The sequence below is a fragment of the Nitrospira sp. KM1 genome (assembly GCF_011405515.1).
In the GTDB taxonomy this organism is placed as follows: Bacteria; Nitrospirota; Nitrospiria; order Nitrospirales; family Nitrospiraceae; genus Nitrospira_C.
Map to the genome: position 1 here is coordinate 782,219 of NZ_AP022671.1, position 16,630 is coordinate 798,848.

The window sequence follows — 16,630 nt, forward strand, 5'->3', positions numbered from 1 at the left end:
CGAGCCGCGTTACGAGCCCAGTTGAGTGTCCATCCAGTTGACTCGGCTTCGCAGCCATGCCTTCATCGCGGCCACTTCATCTTCGTACGGACTGATGGCGACCGGGTTGCGCCACCAGACATCGGTGTAGGCATCGATGGGCCAACGGTCGAAATTTTTTGACTGCACACTGCTCAAGTACGTGGTCCGGTTATCGATAAAAGTGAAGATGCCGTCGAGAACTCCGGCGGCCTTCAACTGCCGCCATCTGGCCTTCACCCGTGCGTCGAAAGCCGGGTCTTGGAACATTCTGACGAACCAGGCTCCATTTCGTGTCCACCAGCCTTCCGGCAACCCGGCATCGCTGAACGTAGCGTTCCCGCTGGACATGTCGAAGTCCCACACAGGCCCGAACGTCAGCTTCCCGTTGCGTTTTTTGAACAGATAGACGCTCTTGTAGAGCGCCGAATCGAGATTCTTGGTCACTTCGCTCACGAGATAAAAATTAATTGCGGAATCGACGTCGAGGTAGGCTGCATACCCTGCCGTCGGATCGGCGAACTGGTCTGAGTAAATCGCGTCCTCCGTCTGCTTGATATAGCCCTCGATGTAGGCTCGCTGACTCTCTCTTCCCGGCTCCAGCAGCGAATCAGGATCACTCAGGCAAAACACGATTTGTGTGCGCGGTGACTCATAGCAGTAATCTTCTCCCTTGGTCACATCGATTTCGATCAAATATCCGCCCGTGATGACATCCGGCCCGGTATCCCCCTCATCGAGCTCAGGAATATTGACGCGATTGGGATCGATCCGGATATGTTCGGTCAGTTGATAGATGCCCCGGTAGGTCCCGTTGAGTTGCAATTCCACCTGTACGCTTCGGGGCGTATATTCCATGCCGACTTGCCTGCTCAGCTCGAACGCCAGCTCGTTGCGCGTCAACGTGATATCGGCATAATTGGCGAGGAGTGCCCAATTCCGGTTTGCGGGCATGCCGAGAAGCGACGTGCTGGTCGTGAGCTGAAGCCGGTAGGGCTTTTTGGCCATCTCCCAGGTCGAGTTTCCTCTTCCTCTGATCCCAAGCGTGCTGTTGAGCAATTGCTGGCCGGTTTCGCTCGTCAGGGTATATCGCGATGCTTCATAATCCTCTTTGGACGTAATTTCGGCTCCGCTATTTGTCGTAATGGCAAGAACGGGAAGTGCGGATGCGGCCGCAGTCGGTGTCGTGGTTTGCGTCGGAGACTGGCTTGGCGGATTACTGCCGGCCGGCTGGTCGCCACTCCCGCTACTGCAGCCCGCGGCGAGAACGAGAGCGAATGCGACGAACGGCATGTGCAAACGGACAAATCTTCGTGATCGAGTGAGTGCAGATAACATCATGGGGTCATCCTTTTGAGGGTGGGTTGTATGAAAGCGTTGCCGTCGGGAATCGGTGGAAACCCAAGCGGGCCACGCTACGGCCAGAGAATAGGCACCCTACACGATCTAAATCAAGGGAGAAAATCAGTCGGGCGTTTTTCCTTTATGCGATCATTGCATAGTCGCACATTCATGAATCGACCTGTGCGTCCCGTTCGCTGGGACGGTGATCGAGCGCAATTGTGATAAAGTACCGCGGCATATTGGATATGATTATGACCGCTTCCACTCTGCGCATTGCGTTTCTTCATTTGGCGCCGGTTCCCGGAGATCTCGCCGGCAATCGACGCACAATCGAAACAGCGCTTCACCGGGCGGCTTCTCACGGTGCAGCCTGGATACTGACGCCGGAACTTCCTGTGACCGGCTACACGTTTGCCGGCACGTTGGGTACGGCTTGGATCGAGCCTCAACCCGATGCCTGGCTTACACACCTTTACGGATTGGCCCGCACGCTGGATGTCACACTGTTTTTGTCGCACCCGGACCGAGACCGGAAGACGGGCTTTTTGTACAACTCGCTTTTTGTCATCACGCCGAACCAATTGATCGCAGGCTCACACAGAAAAATCAATGCGCTGCGGACCGGCTCGGAATCTTGGTCACAGCGAGGCGAGTCCGCCATACCCATCAATGTCCCGCCCGTCGGGCTGGTCGGCTTGTTGATTTGCGCCGACGCCTACTCAGCGACGATCGCAACCAGTCTCAAGACACAGGGAGCCCGCCTCCTCGTCTCTTCGGCCGCCTGGGCACCCGGATATCATGGCCCGGACGGAGAATGGGAGCGCTGTACAACAGAGACGGAGCTGCCGCTGCTCGTGTGCAATCGAACGGGCCGTGATCTGACCTTGGATTTCACACAGGCCCAAAGCATCGTCGCAGGAGAAGGCCGGCGCATGCTCTCGATGGAGTCGGAGGAAGAAGCGATTTTCTTGATCGAATGGGATCTTGCGACCAACACACTCGCTTCTCGACAGGCGGACAAGATTAATATCTCCTAGAGACCGCCCCGTCTGGTATCATGTTCGGAATGATACATGCGCATGTCTGGTCACCAGAGAATCCTTCCGACTGACCGTGATTCGTCTCAGCTCGCGGATTGATGCTCAGGTGCACCTGAGCTCATTCCACCTCCATTGTGCAGGGTGAGAGGCTGTCCTTGCAATGAGCGGCCGGCAACGCTTCCAACGTATGCTTATCCTCTCGATGGCAGCTTACTTTGCTTCTGTCGTTCCGGACACCATATCCGCCGCGGACTCGGCAGGCCTGTCGGAAGAGCAGGTCGCCGAACGTGCTACAGATTCCTGGGAAAGCGGGGCGACCGATCACGCCATCGAAATCATCGAAGGTTGGACCGAACACCATAAGCCGACGCGTAAGCTCAACAAGCTGCGCGGCGATATTCTGGCGACATCGCGGCATCCCGGGGAAGCCATTCAAGCCTACGATGCCGCCCTCGCCGACGATGCATCCGCTCTGGACATCCGCTGGGCAAAATGGGGCGTGATGACCCGAACGGGCCAGGGCGACGATGCGATCGAAGAGCTGCAGCACATCGCGAATCTCGATTCGCAGAATCCATTGGTTCATTTACGTCTGGCCCAGGAGCTTCGAAACAAGGATCGATTGGAAGAATCGCTCGATTCGTACAAGAAGGCGGTGGAACTGGCTCCGGACTTATTGAATTGGCGGCTGGCCATGGCACGTGCGCGGTTCGATGTCTTGGATTATCAGGGAGCTGCCGATGAAGTCCAGTATGTGCTTCACAGAATCGCCCCGGGGTCCGCTCTGGAAATCCCGGCCCAAAACCTTTTGGCGGATATCTATGGAGACTCCAAAGACCGGGGCCGGCGATTCGTTCATATATTCAAGTCCGACGAAACCGAGGAACAGCTCAAAGAATGGGCGCTCATCCGGGCCGAGGGATGGAGACTCTTCGTCGACGGCCGCTATGATGAGGCCGAGCCCATCTACAAAAAAGTCTTGGCGCTCAATCCAAAAGATCCGACTGCTCATTATCAGTTCGGGTTGATCCTCATGAAACTCGGCCGATGCGAGGAAGCTCTGAAGACCTTTCGTCTCCTGTCAGATATGGAAGTGGGTGACGAGGAATATACCGACTCCGTGTTTCGGCGGGGACAATGTCTGGTTCAATTGGAGCGATGGTCTGACGCCTATGTCCATTTCCAAATTCTGTATGATGCGGCGATGGAATTTGAAGAGCGGAACAAAGGCATGGAATTGCCTCCGGGGACCCGTGTCTTGGACAAACAGAAACTGGCCAAATGGCTCGATAGGGTGCGTCCGCACGTCCCTCCGGAAGAAATCGCTCCACCTCAACCGGCTCAGCCACCCAAAGTCTTGTCAGAGGATGAGATGCACGCGAAAATCGCCGCCGTGCGACTGACACACAAGCCGCTGGATACCCGCGCCTCGCTTATGGGACGAGACGCCGATTTCAGCTGGTTCCGATTCGTGATTCCCTCCGCAAAGGTATTACGAGATGATTTTCCAACCGGAGCGCATGAATTCATTCCGGTCAAGCCGGGTGATACCTTTCCGACCACCCAGCATGAGATCTTTCTCGTATTCGGGCTGGTGTCAGCCTCCTACGATGCCATCCCATTGACCGCACAATGTTTCGTTGAACAGTCGGAAACCACCGGACAGGGTCACGCGGTCGCCCAGGATGAAGTCATGATGGCGATGAACGATCAATCAGGATATTTCACATTATCACCTCCTGCTTCAGGATGGTCGCCCGGTCTGTACCGATGCGGTCTGTTCGCAGGAGACCGTACCTCTGCGTATACTCATGTCGACGAAGTCCGCTTCCGTCTGATACCGGTGCTGTCTTCGTCCTAGCCAGACTCTGTTTAGCGACCTGCGTCGATGGGTCCACCCGGCGTTTTAATCTTTTTCACCTTCCTTTGAAAGCAGGAACACCAACAACTTTGCCGGCTCTGTCTTACTTCCGTTTCTCGACACCACATGAGGCCTCTTCGGGGATTCGTACCAGCTCTGCCCCGCCGTGTACGTCACAGGTTTCTCGTTCTCCGACTGCGAGACGACCGACCCTTCCAGGACATAGGCAATGACGGAGCCGGGATGGACGTGGGCACATCCGATGCCGCACCGGGAGCATATGAAACGATCAGCACCGTCGCGACCCGTCCTGCCATATCGTCGAGCTGCTGCTTCATCAGTACGGCGGTCGATTCGTCCGCCCATGCCGCCGATTGACACATGATGAATCCGATCAGCATGGTACGGAGCCATACCTCCATCATTCCGGTCATTGAGCCGCCGTAGGACGTTCTCATCAGGCGATTCCTTTCTTCGTACCCTTGTGGGACCAGTTCGCAACCCACACGACGTGCTTGCCATGTCCAGGTTTCAACTCGTACGCGAGACGCGCCTGCTCCAGAGGAAAACATCTTCTCCATGCCAACCCGAAAGACATGGGCAATCGATTACACGGTCGATTCGAGTCAATTGAGTTCGATTCGGCTCGACAATGAAAAACGCGCCGCGATCCCGCTGCCGCTGATCCCGCCGTTCCCCGTCGGAGGCACCAGTGATGAGACGGCCGCCCTCCTTGAGAAGGTTCCAGGATCGATCTCTCGTCTCTCCCCCTTCGATGTTCGGCACGACATCCACCCTCTTGGTGCGGCTGCAAGGAGGACCCAGCCCATGGTCTCCGATTGAAACCGGGGCCGCTTCAATGGGACAGCGATTTCAGGCGCTCGGTCAAGCGAAGATTTTCTTCGTAATCCACCGGGCAATCAATAACAGCAGGAATCGTGCTGGCGAGCGCGTTAGTCAAAACCGGTATCAGATCGGAGGGATGCGCCACCCTGAAGCCCGCCGCGCCGAAACTTTTCGCATAGCCGACAAGGTCTGGATTGCCGAAATCCACTGATGACGTGCGATGAAATTTGACCATCTGCTTCCAGCGGATCACTCCATATCCTCCGTCTCTCCAGACCAGAACCACCAACGGCAATTGCAGGCGCACCGCCGTTTCCAATTCCTGGGAGTTCATGAGAAACCCTCCGTCTCCCGTGACTGCAATGACACGGCGGTCGGGATAGAGCAGCTTGGCGGCCACCGCCCCCGGAAGAGCGATCCCCATCGACGCGAAGCCGTTCGAAATGATGCATGAATTGGGGGTTTCACAGGGAAACATTCTGGCCAACCATAATTTATGCGCCCCTACGTCGCAGATGATTTGATCCTGCGGGGCAAGCACGGATCGTAGCGCGCGCATGATATGTTGCGGGCGAAGCGGCCAACCTGCCGCGCCGGCGGATTCAGCGTCCAACTTTTCAACGATCGTCGCTCTGGCCCGCCGTGCCCACTCCGCCGGAAATGTCGTCAGCTGTTCCGTCAGATGATCGCATGCCAATCGGATGTCTCCCAACACCCCAACGTCGGGAAGGTAGTGCTCATCGACTTCTGCCGGCGTTGCGTCGACGTGAATGATCCGTTTGTTTCGGTGAGGATTCCAGAGGCAAGGTGCATACTCCACGAAGTCGTATCCGATAGCGATGACCGCGTCGGCCTGCTCTACGACCACCGAAGCATAATCCCGTGCCTGAAGCCCCAGCGTATAGAGCGACAATGGGTCGCTGTCCGGAACGACTCCTTTAGCCATGAAGGTATGCAGCACCGGAATCTGTATGCGTTGCGCGAGACGTCGTACTTCTTCATGGGCCCGCCCCCGAATGACACCGTTGCCGGCCAAAATCACCGGCCGCTGGGCTCCCGCCAGGAGATCGACGGCACGGGCGACTTGTTTCGGAGTAGGTTCAGGAAGCACCGGGGCCTGAACCAACAGCGGTTCGACCATTCGGTCACCGGAGAGTGTTTCTTCAGCGACATCCTCGGGCAATTCGATGTGTGTGGCGCCGGGCTTTTCGGTCTGCGCAATCTTGAACGCCTTACGGATCGCCTCCGGAATCACCTCGGCTTTGGGAAGCGAGGTATTCCATTTTGTCACCGGCTTGAACATGCCCACCACATCGATATATTGATGGGATTCCTTGTGCCGGCGATTCAATGACGCCTGTCCGCTGATCGCGACCAAAGGAGCCCGGTCCAGGTAGGCGTCCGCCACACCGGTCAAGAGATTCGTGGCGCCGGGCCCCAAGGTCGACAGACAGACACCCGCTCTGCCACACAGCCTTCCATGAACATCCGCCATGAATGCCGCGCCCTGCTCGTGCCTGGTTTCGATGACCCGGATGTTGGAGTTCAGCAGTGCATCCATGATGTCCAGAGTTTCCTCTCCGGGTACCGTGAACACATAGCGAACTCCCTCATTTTCAAGACAGCGGATGACTAATTCTGCGCCTTTTGTTCCCATCGTCTCGTCCTCTATCTATCCTGATCTAATATTACCGTTCTATTCATACGCAATTCGAGATGGATCGGGAGTACAATCAATCTATGAACCGTACGCTTCTTTGGTTGACGTTTGTTTGGTTGACCTGGCCTGGAGTGCTTGCGGCTTCGGAGGAATCATCTCCAATACCGGGATTCAATCAACGACTCAATGATTTCTTGGGATCCGAGGGTGGCGTGCAAGTCTATAAGGACGCGGATGGGAATGTCGGGACTGTTATCGATCCGCCCGGTGGCGTGCGGCAGGGTATCGTGCAACCACCGCCCAGTCCATCAATGAATCTGGGTCCTCCGCTGCAGCTGAATGCCCCCAAATTTCCAGTTCCGCAACCGGTCACACCAACTCAACCTCCCGCGCCGGACTTCCCCCAAAAGGCACGCTAGCCAGACCTGCTCGATTGCTGTTCACGCCCCCACTCCATATCTGCGCTTTCCAATCCTGTTTGTTCTCCGAACAGTGAAATAGCTCCCCATGCCATTTCTGATCGACTATGGTTGCGTCTCAGCTGTTAGGCACGAATGCCCATTGCGATAAGTACATTCTCTAATGAACCGTAGCAGTGAAGTGATTCTCCCACACCTCTCTCCACTGACAAACGATTCGTTCTTGTTCGATCCGATGTTTCATGTATGAATTTGGAACGTCTGCTTCCACTTCCATACGGAAATTTCAGACCAAGCCTGGATAATCTCGCATTTTTCCCTTGACACTTACGTCCTTACATCGACGACGGATTTTTTGCTCCACGGTCTGGATCTTGCTGGGTGTGGCGAAAACCACGACACTGCGCAAGCGTCGCCGGAAATTTTTCAGAGGGAAAAGGTCATCCCTTTGCGTTCGATCAACCTAGGCTCGTTATGGAGGGAAACATGTCTTCGCGTGCACTGTTTATTGCCGTGACAGCCATCATGGCTGCAACCGTGGATGCCGGGTTTATGCTGCCGGCTATAGCCCAAGATTCCACCAGAAATTCCGTTCATGTGACTCGTCCCACACGCCCGCAGCAACCGGACGATAAGTTCACCCGGATGTTCCCTGGTCTCCCGTCCTTTTCGCCTCAAACCGACGAGGTTCGAGACAGGATGAAAAAGCTCGGCGCACTGGGCGGTGTGCTCGATGCCGGAGACAATCTGACCGATCCGATCCAATCCATTGCGAACCCAGATGTCTTCAGCCCTCACAACCCGGATAACCCAAACATGACGGCGGGCGTGACGTTCTTTGGTCAGTTTCTGGACCACGACATTACGCTGGCCCTAAAGGCCCCTTTGCTTGAACGGACGGACCCCAGACGGACAACCAATTTCCGGTCGGCGGCTTTTGACCTCGACAGCGTGTACGGTGACGGACCAGACGGCTCTCCCGAGTTGTATGACCGCTCATCCGGCGACATCAAGTTCCGGATCGAGGCCATTCCTGGATCCGAATTGGCCTCAAAGAAAGGCGCCACGCGGTACGATTTGCCGCGCGACCCCAACAACAATGCCATCATCGGAGACAGTCGGAACGATGAAAACGTCGTGATCAGTCAGTTCCATCTCGCCATGCTGCGGTTTCACAACGCCGTGGTGGACAATCTTCGTGCAAACCCGGCGTTTGCCCATCAATCGGCACAACAAGTCTTCCGGCAAGCGCAAAAAATGGTCCGCTGGCACTATCAGTGGATTATTCTCAACGAATTTCTGCCGCTCACGATCGGACAGGACCGTGTCGACGATATTATGAAAAGAGGTCTGAAATATTATCGAGTAGACAACCGCACGCTGGATGCCGACTTCCGTAACTCGCGAAAAGACCCGCTTATCCCTGTCGAATTTGCCGTCGCCGCATATCGCTTCGGCCACTCGCAGGTCCGGCCAAGCTATCGACTCAACTTCGGACCGGACGGCGGTTCGCCGTTCTTTGCCTTCGTGTTCGACGATACGCAGGATCCCAATAGTCCGGATCCGGCCGATCTGAGGGGCGGGAAACGGGCCCCGCGCCGGTTCATCGACTGGCAAACCTTCTTCAATTTTGGCGACAGCAACTCCCGGTCCAACAAGAAGATCGATGCCAAGCTCTCAAGTCCGCTCATGATGTTGCTCGGTTCGCGTGGACCGGCTCCAGGCATGCCGGACGACGGCGTGCAATCCCTTGCCTCACGTAACCTGATGCGTCACGTGAATTTCGGCATTCCTTCCGGTCAAGCCATTGCCAGGGTCATGAACCTGCCTGTTCTGACGCCTGCTCAATTGTCGGATTTTGCTTCAGCCGGTATGGATAAGAGCACACCGCTGTGGTGCTATCTTCTGAAGGAAGCAGAAGTGATGGAAAGCGGCCTCCGCCTGGGGCCGGTAGGCAGCCGCATCGTCGGAGAGGTCTTTATCGGACTGCTCAAAGCCGATGAAGATTCGTACCTGGCAAGCCAACCGCGCTGGAAACCGGTTTTACCATCGGCAACGCCCGGCGATTTCAGAATTACCGATCTGTTGAAACTCGCTGGTGTGGTCCCGCCGCTCAACTGATGTGCATGTGCGGCAGGCACCCTTCACTGGGTGCCTGCCGTCCGTCTTCTGAACTCCTGATTTCCCTTAGTCCCTCTCATCTCCGAGAACTTCTCGAAGCATAGTGGCAAAATCATTGAGCGCCTGCCGTCCGTCACCAACAAAGACCGACCCATGCATCGTCGCGACGGCCTTGGGATCAAGCGCACTCAGCCGGACCAGCGTCGAGTCGGTAAGATGGCTGTACGGCAGATAATTGGCCAGCGGACCCTTCTGATACTCCTCAAGAACATTCCGGCATCGGCCGACAACATCCGACTGTGTGACCGGTTCGACGTTTCCACCCTGATGAAACAAATCCGAGCAGAACAATGTACGATGTGTTTCTTCAAATAACAGCCCGGCTTCCCAACAATGAGGGACATGCGGCGTCTGCAGAAATCGAAACCGGTATTTTCCTGTCTCCAACACTTCACCATCGACCATGCCTTTGGCCGGCCTTACGGCCACACAGTCATCGACGCTGACCAGTTTTCCTACCATGCTGCATACGGCCGTGGAATGATGAGCCGTCTGCTGCCATTCCGATAGTGAACCGCATTCGTCAGCCTCTACATGGCTGAATCCGATCCACCGGAGCGCTGTCGGATCGATTAACGTCGCGACAGCTTCTCGCACGGTAGAAAAGAACCCTCGGGGTCCGGTGTGGAACAAGAGGGGTTGTTCGTCTCGGACGAGGAACTGGCTGAATTGCAGATTGAACGGTTCCACGAAGAAGGTAATTCGAAAGACGTCGGGAGCAACCTCGGTAATCTGTGTCATCGAGCCTCCGTGCTGGTGAAATCGGTCCGACTTTCCTCTCAGGTACCACTTGCGGCCTATCAGCATCCTGAGCGGTGCGACTTTACAATCGCGCGTCTCACCAGCGGTTTGAAGGCCATCCTACGACCCGAGAGGACCGTACATGGGAAACGCGAAGCAAATCAAGAGCTGCCCATGCGCAATCTGTTGAACCTTCCCTATCGAGAAATTCTTCGCGGTCGCGTACATCGATACCACTCTGTTCATGCCATAGAACGCTCTCCAGCTTGCGTCGGCTCCGGATGCGTTCAGGTCTTCACTGGCCCGACCCGCGTTTGCCTTATACATCGCCCGGGACCGCATCGACGTCGGTTCACGTGTCCCTCTCACGACCATCTGAAACCCAGCCGCGTATGACTCCTAGATGATCCCTAAAAAGACAAATTGCATCTATTACCTGTGCACGAGATGGAAAACACCGTGTTGCACAAGCTGTGCGGAACCACCTAGAGTGAAGTATGCATGCACGTCTGTTGCAGGAGGTGGTTCATGAACCTGCTTCTCGTTCACCCCAGTCCGTTGATGTATACCAAGATTTATCTTCGACTGGAACCACTCGGTCTCGAACTGGTCGCAGCCGCCGCCCTCCGTGCCGGGCACCGCGTCACCCTCTTGGACCTCCAAGTTGAATCTCATGACCAACTCTTCGACCTGTTGAACGATCAGAAACCGGACGCGGTCGGTTTTTCCTGCAACTACCTCGCGAACGTTCCTGAAATAATCGACCTCGTAAGAGCCATCAAACGACAACTCCCGAACACAGTCGTGTTCGTGGGAGGACACAGCGCGTCATTCGTCGCTCAAGCCATGCTCGACGATGCCGCCGGCGATATTGACTGCGTGTTGAGAGGAGAGGGTGAAGGAGCCGTCATGGCGTTGCTTGAAGCGATTGAACAGCACCGTCCACTGACAGAAGTTCCTGGTGCATTGGCTCCAATGGGCGAAGGACCTCCACCCCAAATGATTGAGAGCCTGAATGATCTCCGCCCGGCGCGCCATCTTCTCCGGCACCGCCGAAAATATTTCATCGGCGTGCTCGACCCCTGCGCCTCGATTGAATTCACGCGAGGCTGTCCATGGGACTGTTCGTTCTGCAGCGCATGGACATTCTATGGAAGAAGCTACCGTACGGCCGCCCCGGAAATGATTGTCGAAGACCTCGCATCGATCCAAGAACCGGGCGTGTTTATTGTCGATGATGTGGCGTTTATACATGCCAAGCACGGCCTAGCCATCGGTGAGGCGATCGCCAGACGTGGGATCAAGAAGCAATACTATCTCGAGACCCGTGGAGACGTCTTATTGCGTAATAAGGAGGTATTCCAGTTCTGGAAGACATTAGGGCTGGCCTACATGTTCATCGGCATCGAAGCGATTGATGAGGAAGGACTGACCCACTACCGCAAGCGCATCAGCATGGGTAAGAACTTTGAGGCCCTTGAATTTGCCCGCTCGCTGGGGATTACTGTGGCGATCAATCTGATTGCCGATCCTGGATGGGACCGCCGCCGTTTTGAAGTCGTCCGCCAGTGGTGCCTTGATATTCCGGAGATCGTGAACATCAGCGTCAATACTCCCTACCCGGGCACGGAAACCTGGCATACGGAAGGCCGCTGCCTCACCACGCGCGACTACCGCCTGTTTGACATCCAACATGCAGTCCTGCCCACTTTCCTGCCGCTGCCCGAATTCTATGAGGAATTGGTCAAGACACAGCAGATACTCAATCAAAAGCACCTGGGTTGGACCGCGCTGAAATCGACGGCCCGCATTGCCGCAGGTCACCTGCTTCGAGGCCAAACGAATTTCGTGAAGATGTTATGGAAGTTTAGCAGCGTATACGATCCGGCGTTACAAATGGCAGATCATGCCCGGCCTATTCAATACCAGATGCCGTTGCCTCCGGATCATACATCCGATGTCAACGCTCAGCTCTTGTATATACATCGCGCAGAGGGTCGAAAGAGTCGCTTGTACGATGACGCGACGGAACATTTTGTGAATAGGACGCGAAGCGGCACGACCGGGTAACCAAACGTTTGTATGGCAACGCTTGGCCATAAGCTGTACGATCGAGGCACTGCCGAAGTCGTTCTTGACTCGGTCTCAGTCATTAATAACGGCTCGGTCATCCTCCGGTTCAGAGAGGTGGAGGTCGAATGGTCCAATGGCGACCAGTCATCTCTTCAGCCCATCATCGATTGCCTTCAACGGGCTGGAGCGAGGCCGCACGACGGAAGACCAAAATTGTTCCGTGCACTTTCCCTGTTCTATGACCGCCCGAGGTCGGCACCGGCAGATGCCCCGGTCATCGAACATCTTCGGCAAGATTTGAATCGACAATGCTACGTCCTCAAGCAATGTGATCCCGGTGTTCGTCTAGAACGCGCCCCAGTTGACCTGCACCATATGCGAGTGACAGTCAGGCGCATGCGGGCCGTGCTGAAGTCCGCCCGCCAGATCGTGGCCACTGTCTGGGTCGAACCCTTATTAAGCGGTCTTCAATGGCTGGGGCACATCCTTGGACATGGACGGGATCTCGACGTGCAAATCGAATACTTTGTTCGGGAAATGCAACAGCTAAAGGGCGCCGACCGCCGTCCGATCGAGCGATTTCTCGCTCGTCTTCAAGGGGAGCGCGCTCGCTATCAGCAGAAACTGATCGACGAGATGAACAGTGCGCGATATCTGGGATTTCTGACCACGTTGCAAAAATCCGCAAACGACCCGGCTGTCGTTGATCCGGAGTACAGTCCTGCCGACCTGGCACGGCGGCAGTTTCGGAAGCTCAAACAAATCGTGAATAATCTCAGAGCATCTCCCTCGGACAAAGATCTCCATCGAGTGAGGATACGTGCGAAACGGGTCCGGTATGCCGCCGAGTTGGTCAAGGCCTGCGATCGCAAACGCATATCCCGGTTTGTGAAGGCTGCGAAACGATTCCAAGAGCTGTTGGGAACACACCAGGATGCCGTCCTCGCAGAACAGTACATCTCTGATGTACTGTGACACGAGACGGGCAAACACTTGGCGGTTACGGCGGGTCTTCTGGTCGCCCGAGCACGGCAGCGGCGAACCGAAGCGCGTGAGCGGTTTTCCCTGGAATGGAAACGGTTCAAGAAAAAAGGCGGACAGCTATGGAAATAATACAATTACGGCTGATGTCGCCAGGTGTATTAATTCTCTTCATAATGCTGTCTGTCGCTGCCTCCCAAGCAGGAGAGAAGCAAGCGACTCTGGTGGTCGATGCGACTCAAGGGCCGTTGCCGGCCGTAAAGGATCAAGCTGCCCGGGCCAGGAAATCCGGAGCTGCCTCCGTGGCGGTTAAATTGGAAAATACCTCTCAGCTCCAGGATCCTCAGTTGCTTCCACTGATCGAGAAGGAAGTCGCTCATATGCTTGTGAAAGAAGGCTTCATACCGGCGCAGATATCGTTTCATCATTGCGCTGAAACCTGCCCCAAGTGACAATACCGTTCAGCGTGGCTGCAAATCACGTCCAAACAGTGCGCTCTTAAAGAGCCTCACCTGCATCGTTTCAACGTCAAGATTGGGGATATCTCCACTTGATTTCGTCTTTGTAGTTCTCGAACACGCCAGGGCCTTCAGGGTAATACCGTCAGATCGACGGCTCCTTGTCACAGTCCAACCAAAATGGCCGATGCACACGAGTTCTCCGGCTTGACTGTCGAACGTACCGCCGACCGGTTGGCCGTGATCGATCAATGTCGATCGGCTCGCGATTCCGACCTTTGTACGAAACGTTGATTCGGCAACGTCAATCTCGTACCGAGTCAGTGCATAGCTGCCTGGTTCAAGCGCCAAGACATAGTGTCTCGGCTGTTGTTCCGTGTAATGGGCCGATCCCTCAATCACAACCTCCGTCACTGCATCTGCCTTACCTTGATCTCGTTGGCAGGCTTCCCCCACTCGCCGATATAGTAATCCTTGGACTTCACCCCGATTTCTGATCGACGGGCCGCATCAAATATAATTCCCACCGCTGTTCTAATGTCCGAAAACATCCTGCCAAGAGGATCAGGTATATGAGCGCCATACAGACCAACGGCATAGACCCGCTTCATAGGGGACTTCCGAAAATTGATCTGCGCATTCATCCTGAATGCGTGGCGTACAGATGCAGCGATTGTACCGATTTCATGACACTCCGATCAGCGTCCTTTCAAATGGAAAGCCTGTGCCTTATTTCACATCCACTGGTGTTTAAAGGCAGTATTCAATGACGCGACCTCAAAGGCCTTCAGTGATGCTCATCAATGCACAGACAGTCCCTTCTGTTACGATATAAGAAATATAAGGTCATGGTAATACAGTGGATATATCCTCACTCCACCATGGCACCGGCTCTGCATGCCCTTTGAGCCTATGGCTGTATTGGTATGGCTGAAATCATTCCTGTGAACAGGGGAAAGGACATTTTTATGGTCACCCGCCAACAACCCCGATTTCCGATTACGTTTCACGGCACGCTTGAATATCAGGACCGACTTCACCAGATTACGAGATCCTGGGACCTGTCCAGAAAGGGATGCCGATTGGAGAGCCGTTTTGAAGCCTATGCGGGCATGAAGGTGAACTTGCTCTTGTCTTTGCCAGAGGGCGAATCCCCTATTCTGATCGACCGGGCCGTGGTCAGATGGTGCGGCACTAGAGAAATTGGGCTCGAATTTCAGTCTCTTCTCTCACCGTATCGTGAACGGCTTGACCATACGCTTGAGAAACTCGAAGCGGAAGTCAGCCATAGGTAGCCGGCCTTTGCGTCTCTGCGAGGCCACGTCTCAAACACAAAAGGCCTGCCGCGGTTGCGGCAGGCCTTTTCACTTCACAGGGCCTATTCCGGTAGAATTCCGCTACGATGCGACCATCGTCTTGGCTACATTGGCCGCCTGGGGTCCTTTGGCACCTTGGACGATGTCGAATTCGACATTCTCTCCTTCCTTCAGCGTTTTAAAGCCTTCACCCTGAAGGGCGGAGTAATGCACGAAGACATCCTCCCCGCTATCAAGACGGATGAATCCGAACCCCTTACGGTCGTTAAACCACTTCACCGTTCCTTTGGTCTTCACGAAACCCTCCTTTTTCTCAACGACCACGCTGATTTACGTAGCCGTGCCCGGCCCAGTTGATACACACCGCACGATAATGAAAGAAAATAGTGAAAAAATGAGAGGTGGGACGGGCTCTTTGAAGAAAGGTGAAACTGGCTCACGAGACCCATCTTGGTTAGAAACCGCGGAGCATGTAACACGCCACCTGAAATCTTGTCAAGCCTATCTTCAAGAAAAAAGCTTGATCTCCGTTTGTAGACAAGATGGGACTGCTCACCTATAGTGGTCATCCAATCCGGAGACGGCATCCCTTCATGTTCCTCCGCAAGCTGCTCGACCGTTATATTTTTACGGAGCTCCTCTCCCCGTTCTTGGTCAGTCTGGGCGTCCTGTGTTTCGTCATGCTCACGCGCGAACTGCTCCGGCTTGTCGAACTGTTGGTCTCCAAGGGCGTTGGGATTTTCGCCGTCCTCAAGGTATTCGCAAATCTTCTCCCTTCCTTTCTCGTGCTGACGCTCCCCATCGCGGGAATTATCGCGTCCATCACGGCCTTCGGACGTCTCTCGTTCGACAAGGAGCTGGTCGCCATGCGGGCAGCGGGGCTGAGCTTGCTCCGGTTATCGCAGCCGGTATTTCTCTTCGCGGCCTTGGTGTTCACCCTGACCCTCTGGCTGGCCCAATGGGGACAGCCATGGAGTTCGACCAATCTCAAAAAAGTGGCTCTGAATCTGCTCCGGGATCAACTGGTGCTTGCTCTCGAACGGGGAACGTTTAATGAACCGATCCCAAAAATGATGATATTCGTCTCGGACCTCGGCGATGATCCCCGCTCAACGGGTATTTTCGTGTCCGATGAGCGTAATGCGGATGATCCGCGCATCATTGTCGCCAGACAATACGAAGTCCTCGTCGAACCTTCGACGAATCAGATCGCCCTCCGTCTGCTGGACGGAGTGATCCATAGCAAGCCGGATGAACTGGACGAATACCAGCAAGTCGGATTCTCCAACTATGATTTGAAACTCTCTCTCAGTCAGAGCGGATATACATCGACGGAAGAACGGCCGTCCTACGAAAGCATCATGCGACAGCTGGCCGACTCACAGGGGAAGGATCCGGCTGCACTCCGTCGGCTGATGGAATATTACAAAGACCTCGCGTTTCCAACCGCTTCGCTGGTGTTCTGCATTCTTGGAGTCCCGGTGGGAATCGTCTCAAAGCGGTCGGGACGGATTGGCGGATTCGCCGTCGGCGTCCTGGTGGTGATTCTCTATTACGTCCTGAACGTCGCATGCGAGTTTCTTGTCACAACTGCCGTGATTCCACCGTTTGCCGGAGCCTGGCTGCCCAACATCATTTTTGCCGTCATCACGGTCCTATGGTTTTACAAGATAAGCCGCGAGTGAGTATGCC

The 16,630-nt window shown here is 55.1% G+C and carries 18 protein-coding genes; 10 read left to right on the plus strand and 8 right to left on the minus strand.

Annotation, left to right across the window (positions count from 1 at the left end; translation table 11 throughout):
* Window positions 1-9: 9 nt before the first annotated feature.
* Window positions 10-1,359, minus strand: a complete 1,350-nt coding sequence (locus W02_RS03625) for a CotH kinase family protein (protein WP_173044896.1) — start codon at window positions 1,357-1,359, stop codon at window positions 10-12.
* 254 nt (window positions 1,360-1,613) lie between these two features.
* Between W02_RS03625 and W02_RS03630 the strand changes: the two genes are divergently transcribed.
* Window positions 1,614-2,399, plus strand: a complete 786-nt coding sequence (locus W02_RS03630) for a carbon-nitrogen hydrolase family protein (RefSeq protein WP_173044898.1) — start codon at window positions 1,614-1,616, stop codon at window positions 2,397-2,399.
* Between the two features lie 163 nt (window positions 2,400-2,562).
* Window positions 2,563-4,263, plus strand: coding sequence for a tetratricopeptide repeat protein (locus tag W02_RS03635; protein ID WP_173044900.1), 1,701 nt, complete (start codon window positions 2,563-2,565; stop codon window positions 4,261-4,263).
* Window positions 4,264-4,308: 45 nt separating this feature from the next.
* Here W02_RS03635 and W02_RS21985 read toward each other — a convergent pair whose 3' ends face one another.
* Both W02_RS21985 and W02_RS03640 read right to left on the minus strand, forming a co-directional pair.
* On the minus strand, window positions 4,309-4,545 hold the full coding sequence (locus tag W02_RS21985) for a cupin domain-containing protein (protein ID WP_370467972.1): 237 nt from the start codon (window positions 4,543-4,545) through the stop codon (window positions 4,309-4,311).
* A complete protein-coding gene (locus W02_RS03640) occupies window positions 4,437-4,721 on the minus strand; it encodes a hypothetical protein (RefSeq protein ID WP_232068643.1) in 285 nt (94 codons plus the stop codon). Before W02_RS03640 ends, W02_RS21985 begins: the two co-directional genes overlap by 109 nt.
* 121 nt (window positions 4,722-4,842) lie before the next feature.
* Between W02_RS03640 and W02_RS03645 the strand changes: the two genes are divergently transcribed.
* The gene (locus W02_RS03645) at window positions 4,843-5,106 is read left to right on the plus strand and encodes a hypothetical protein (RefSeq protein ID WP_173044902.1); all 264 of its coding nucleotides are present in this window, start codon (window positions 4,843-4,845) and stop codon (window positions 5,104-5,106) included.
* A 13-nt stretch (window positions 5,107-5,119) separates the two neighbouring features.
* Here W02_RS03645 and W02_RS03650 read toward each other — a convergent pair whose 3' ends face one another.
* Window positions 5,120-6,766 (minus strand): acetolactate synthase large subunit, encoded by a 1,647-nt coding sequence (locus tag W02_RS03650; protein ID WP_173044904.1) that lies wholly within the window; start codon window positions 6,764-6,766, stop codon window positions 5,120-5,122.
* A gap of 83 nt (window positions 6,767-6,849) precedes the next feature.
* On the opposite strand from W02_RS03650, the gene W02_RS03655 reads away from it, so the two are divergent.
* Window positions 6,850-7,188 (plus strand): hypothetical protein, encoded by a 339-nt coding sequence (locus W02_RS03655; protein WP_173044906.1) that lies wholly within the window; start codon window positions 6,850-6,852, stop codon window positions 7,186-7,188.
* 486 nt (window positions 7,189-7,674) lie between these two features.
* The gene (locus W02_RS03660; RefSeq protein WP_173044908.1) at window positions 7,675-9,309 is read left to right on the plus strand and encodes a heme peroxidase family protein; all 1,635 of its coding nucleotides are present in this window, start codon (window positions 7,675-7,677) and stop codon (window positions 9,307-9,309) included.
* Between the two features lie 66 nt (window positions 9,310-9,375).
* Here the strand turns inward: W02_RS03660 and W02_RS03665 are convergent, their stop codons facing one another.
* Window positions 9,376-10,110: an MBL fold metallo-hydrolase gene (locus tag W02_RS03665; protein WP_173044910.1), complete on the minus strand. Its 735-nt coding sequence runs from the start codon at window positions 10,108-10,110 to the stop codon at window positions 9,376-9,378.
* 528 nt (window positions 10,111-10,638) lie between these two features.
* On the opposite strand from W02_RS03665, the gene hpnR reads away from it, so the two are divergent.
* The 3 genes from hpnR (at window position 10,639) to W02_RS03680 (ending at window position 13,616) form a co-directional block, all read left to right on the plus strand.
* Window positions 10,639-12,180 carry a hopanoid C-3 methylase HpnR gene (gene hpnR / locus W02_RS03670; protein ID WP_173044912.1) on the plus strand — a complete coding sequence of 514 codons (1,542 nt, stop codon included), beginning with the start codon at window positions 10,639-10,641 and terminating at the stop codon, window positions 12,178-12,180.
* A 12-nt stretch (window positions 12,181-12,192) separates the two neighbouring features.
* Entirely contained in the window at window positions 12,193-13,158 is a 966-nt protein-coding gene (locus tag W02_RS03675; protein WP_173044914.1) for a CHAD domain-containing protein, read from the plus strand.
* Between the two features lie 95 nt (window positions 13,159-13,253).
* The gene (locus W02_RS03680) at window positions 13,254-13,616 is read left to right on the plus strand and encodes a hypothetical protein (RefSeq protein WP_173044916.1); all 363 of its coding nucleotides are present in this window, start codon (window positions 13,254-13,256) and stop codon (window positions 13,614-13,616) included.
* A gap of 9 nt (window positions 13,617-13,625) precedes the next feature.
* Here W02_RS03680 and W02_RS03685 read toward each other — a convergent pair whose 3' ends face one another.
* Together W02_RS03685 and W02_RS03690 are read right to left on the minus strand one after the other, a co-directional pair.
* A complete protein-coding gene (locus W02_RS03685; RefSeq protein WP_173044918.1) occupies window positions 13,626-14,024 on the minus strand; it encodes a hypothetical protein in 399 nt (132 codons plus the stop codon).
* 8 nt (window positions 14,025-14,032) lie between these two features.
* Window positions 14,033-14,233, minus strand: coding sequence for a hypothetical protein (locus W02_RS03690; RefSeq protein WP_173044920.1), 201 nt, complete (start codon window positions 14,231-14,233; stop codon window positions 14,033-14,035).
* Between the two features lie 315 nt (window positions 14,234-14,548).
* Here W02_RS03690 and W02_RS03695 point away from each other — a divergent pair, with 315 nt between their 5' ends.
* Window positions 14,549-14,917 (plus strand): PilZ domain-containing protein, encoded by a 369-nt coding sequence (locus tag W02_RS03695; protein WP_173044922.1) that lies wholly within the window; start codon window positions 14,549-14,551, stop codon window positions 14,915-14,917.
* Window positions 14,918-15,019: 102 nt separating this feature from the next.
* On the opposite strand, the gene W02_RS03700 is transcribed toward W02_RS03695, so the two are convergent.
* Window positions 15,020-15,235 carry a cold shock domain-containing protein gene (locus W02_RS03700; RefSeq protein WP_173044924.1) on the minus strand — a complete coding sequence of 72 codons (216 nt, stop codon included), beginning with the start codon at window positions 15,233-15,235 and terminating at the stop codon, window positions 15,020-15,022.
* A 296-nt stretch (window positions 15,236-15,531) separates the two neighbouring features.
* Here W02_RS03700 and lptF point away from each other — a divergent pair, with 296 nt between their 5' ends.
* Window positions 15,532-16,623, plus strand: a complete 1,092-nt coding sequence (lptF, locus tag W02_RS03705; protein WP_173044926.1) for an LPS export ABC transporter permease LptF — start codon at window positions 15,532-15,534, stop codon at window positions 16,621-16,623.
* The last annotated feature ends 7 nt before the right edge of the window (window positions 16,624-16,630 follow it).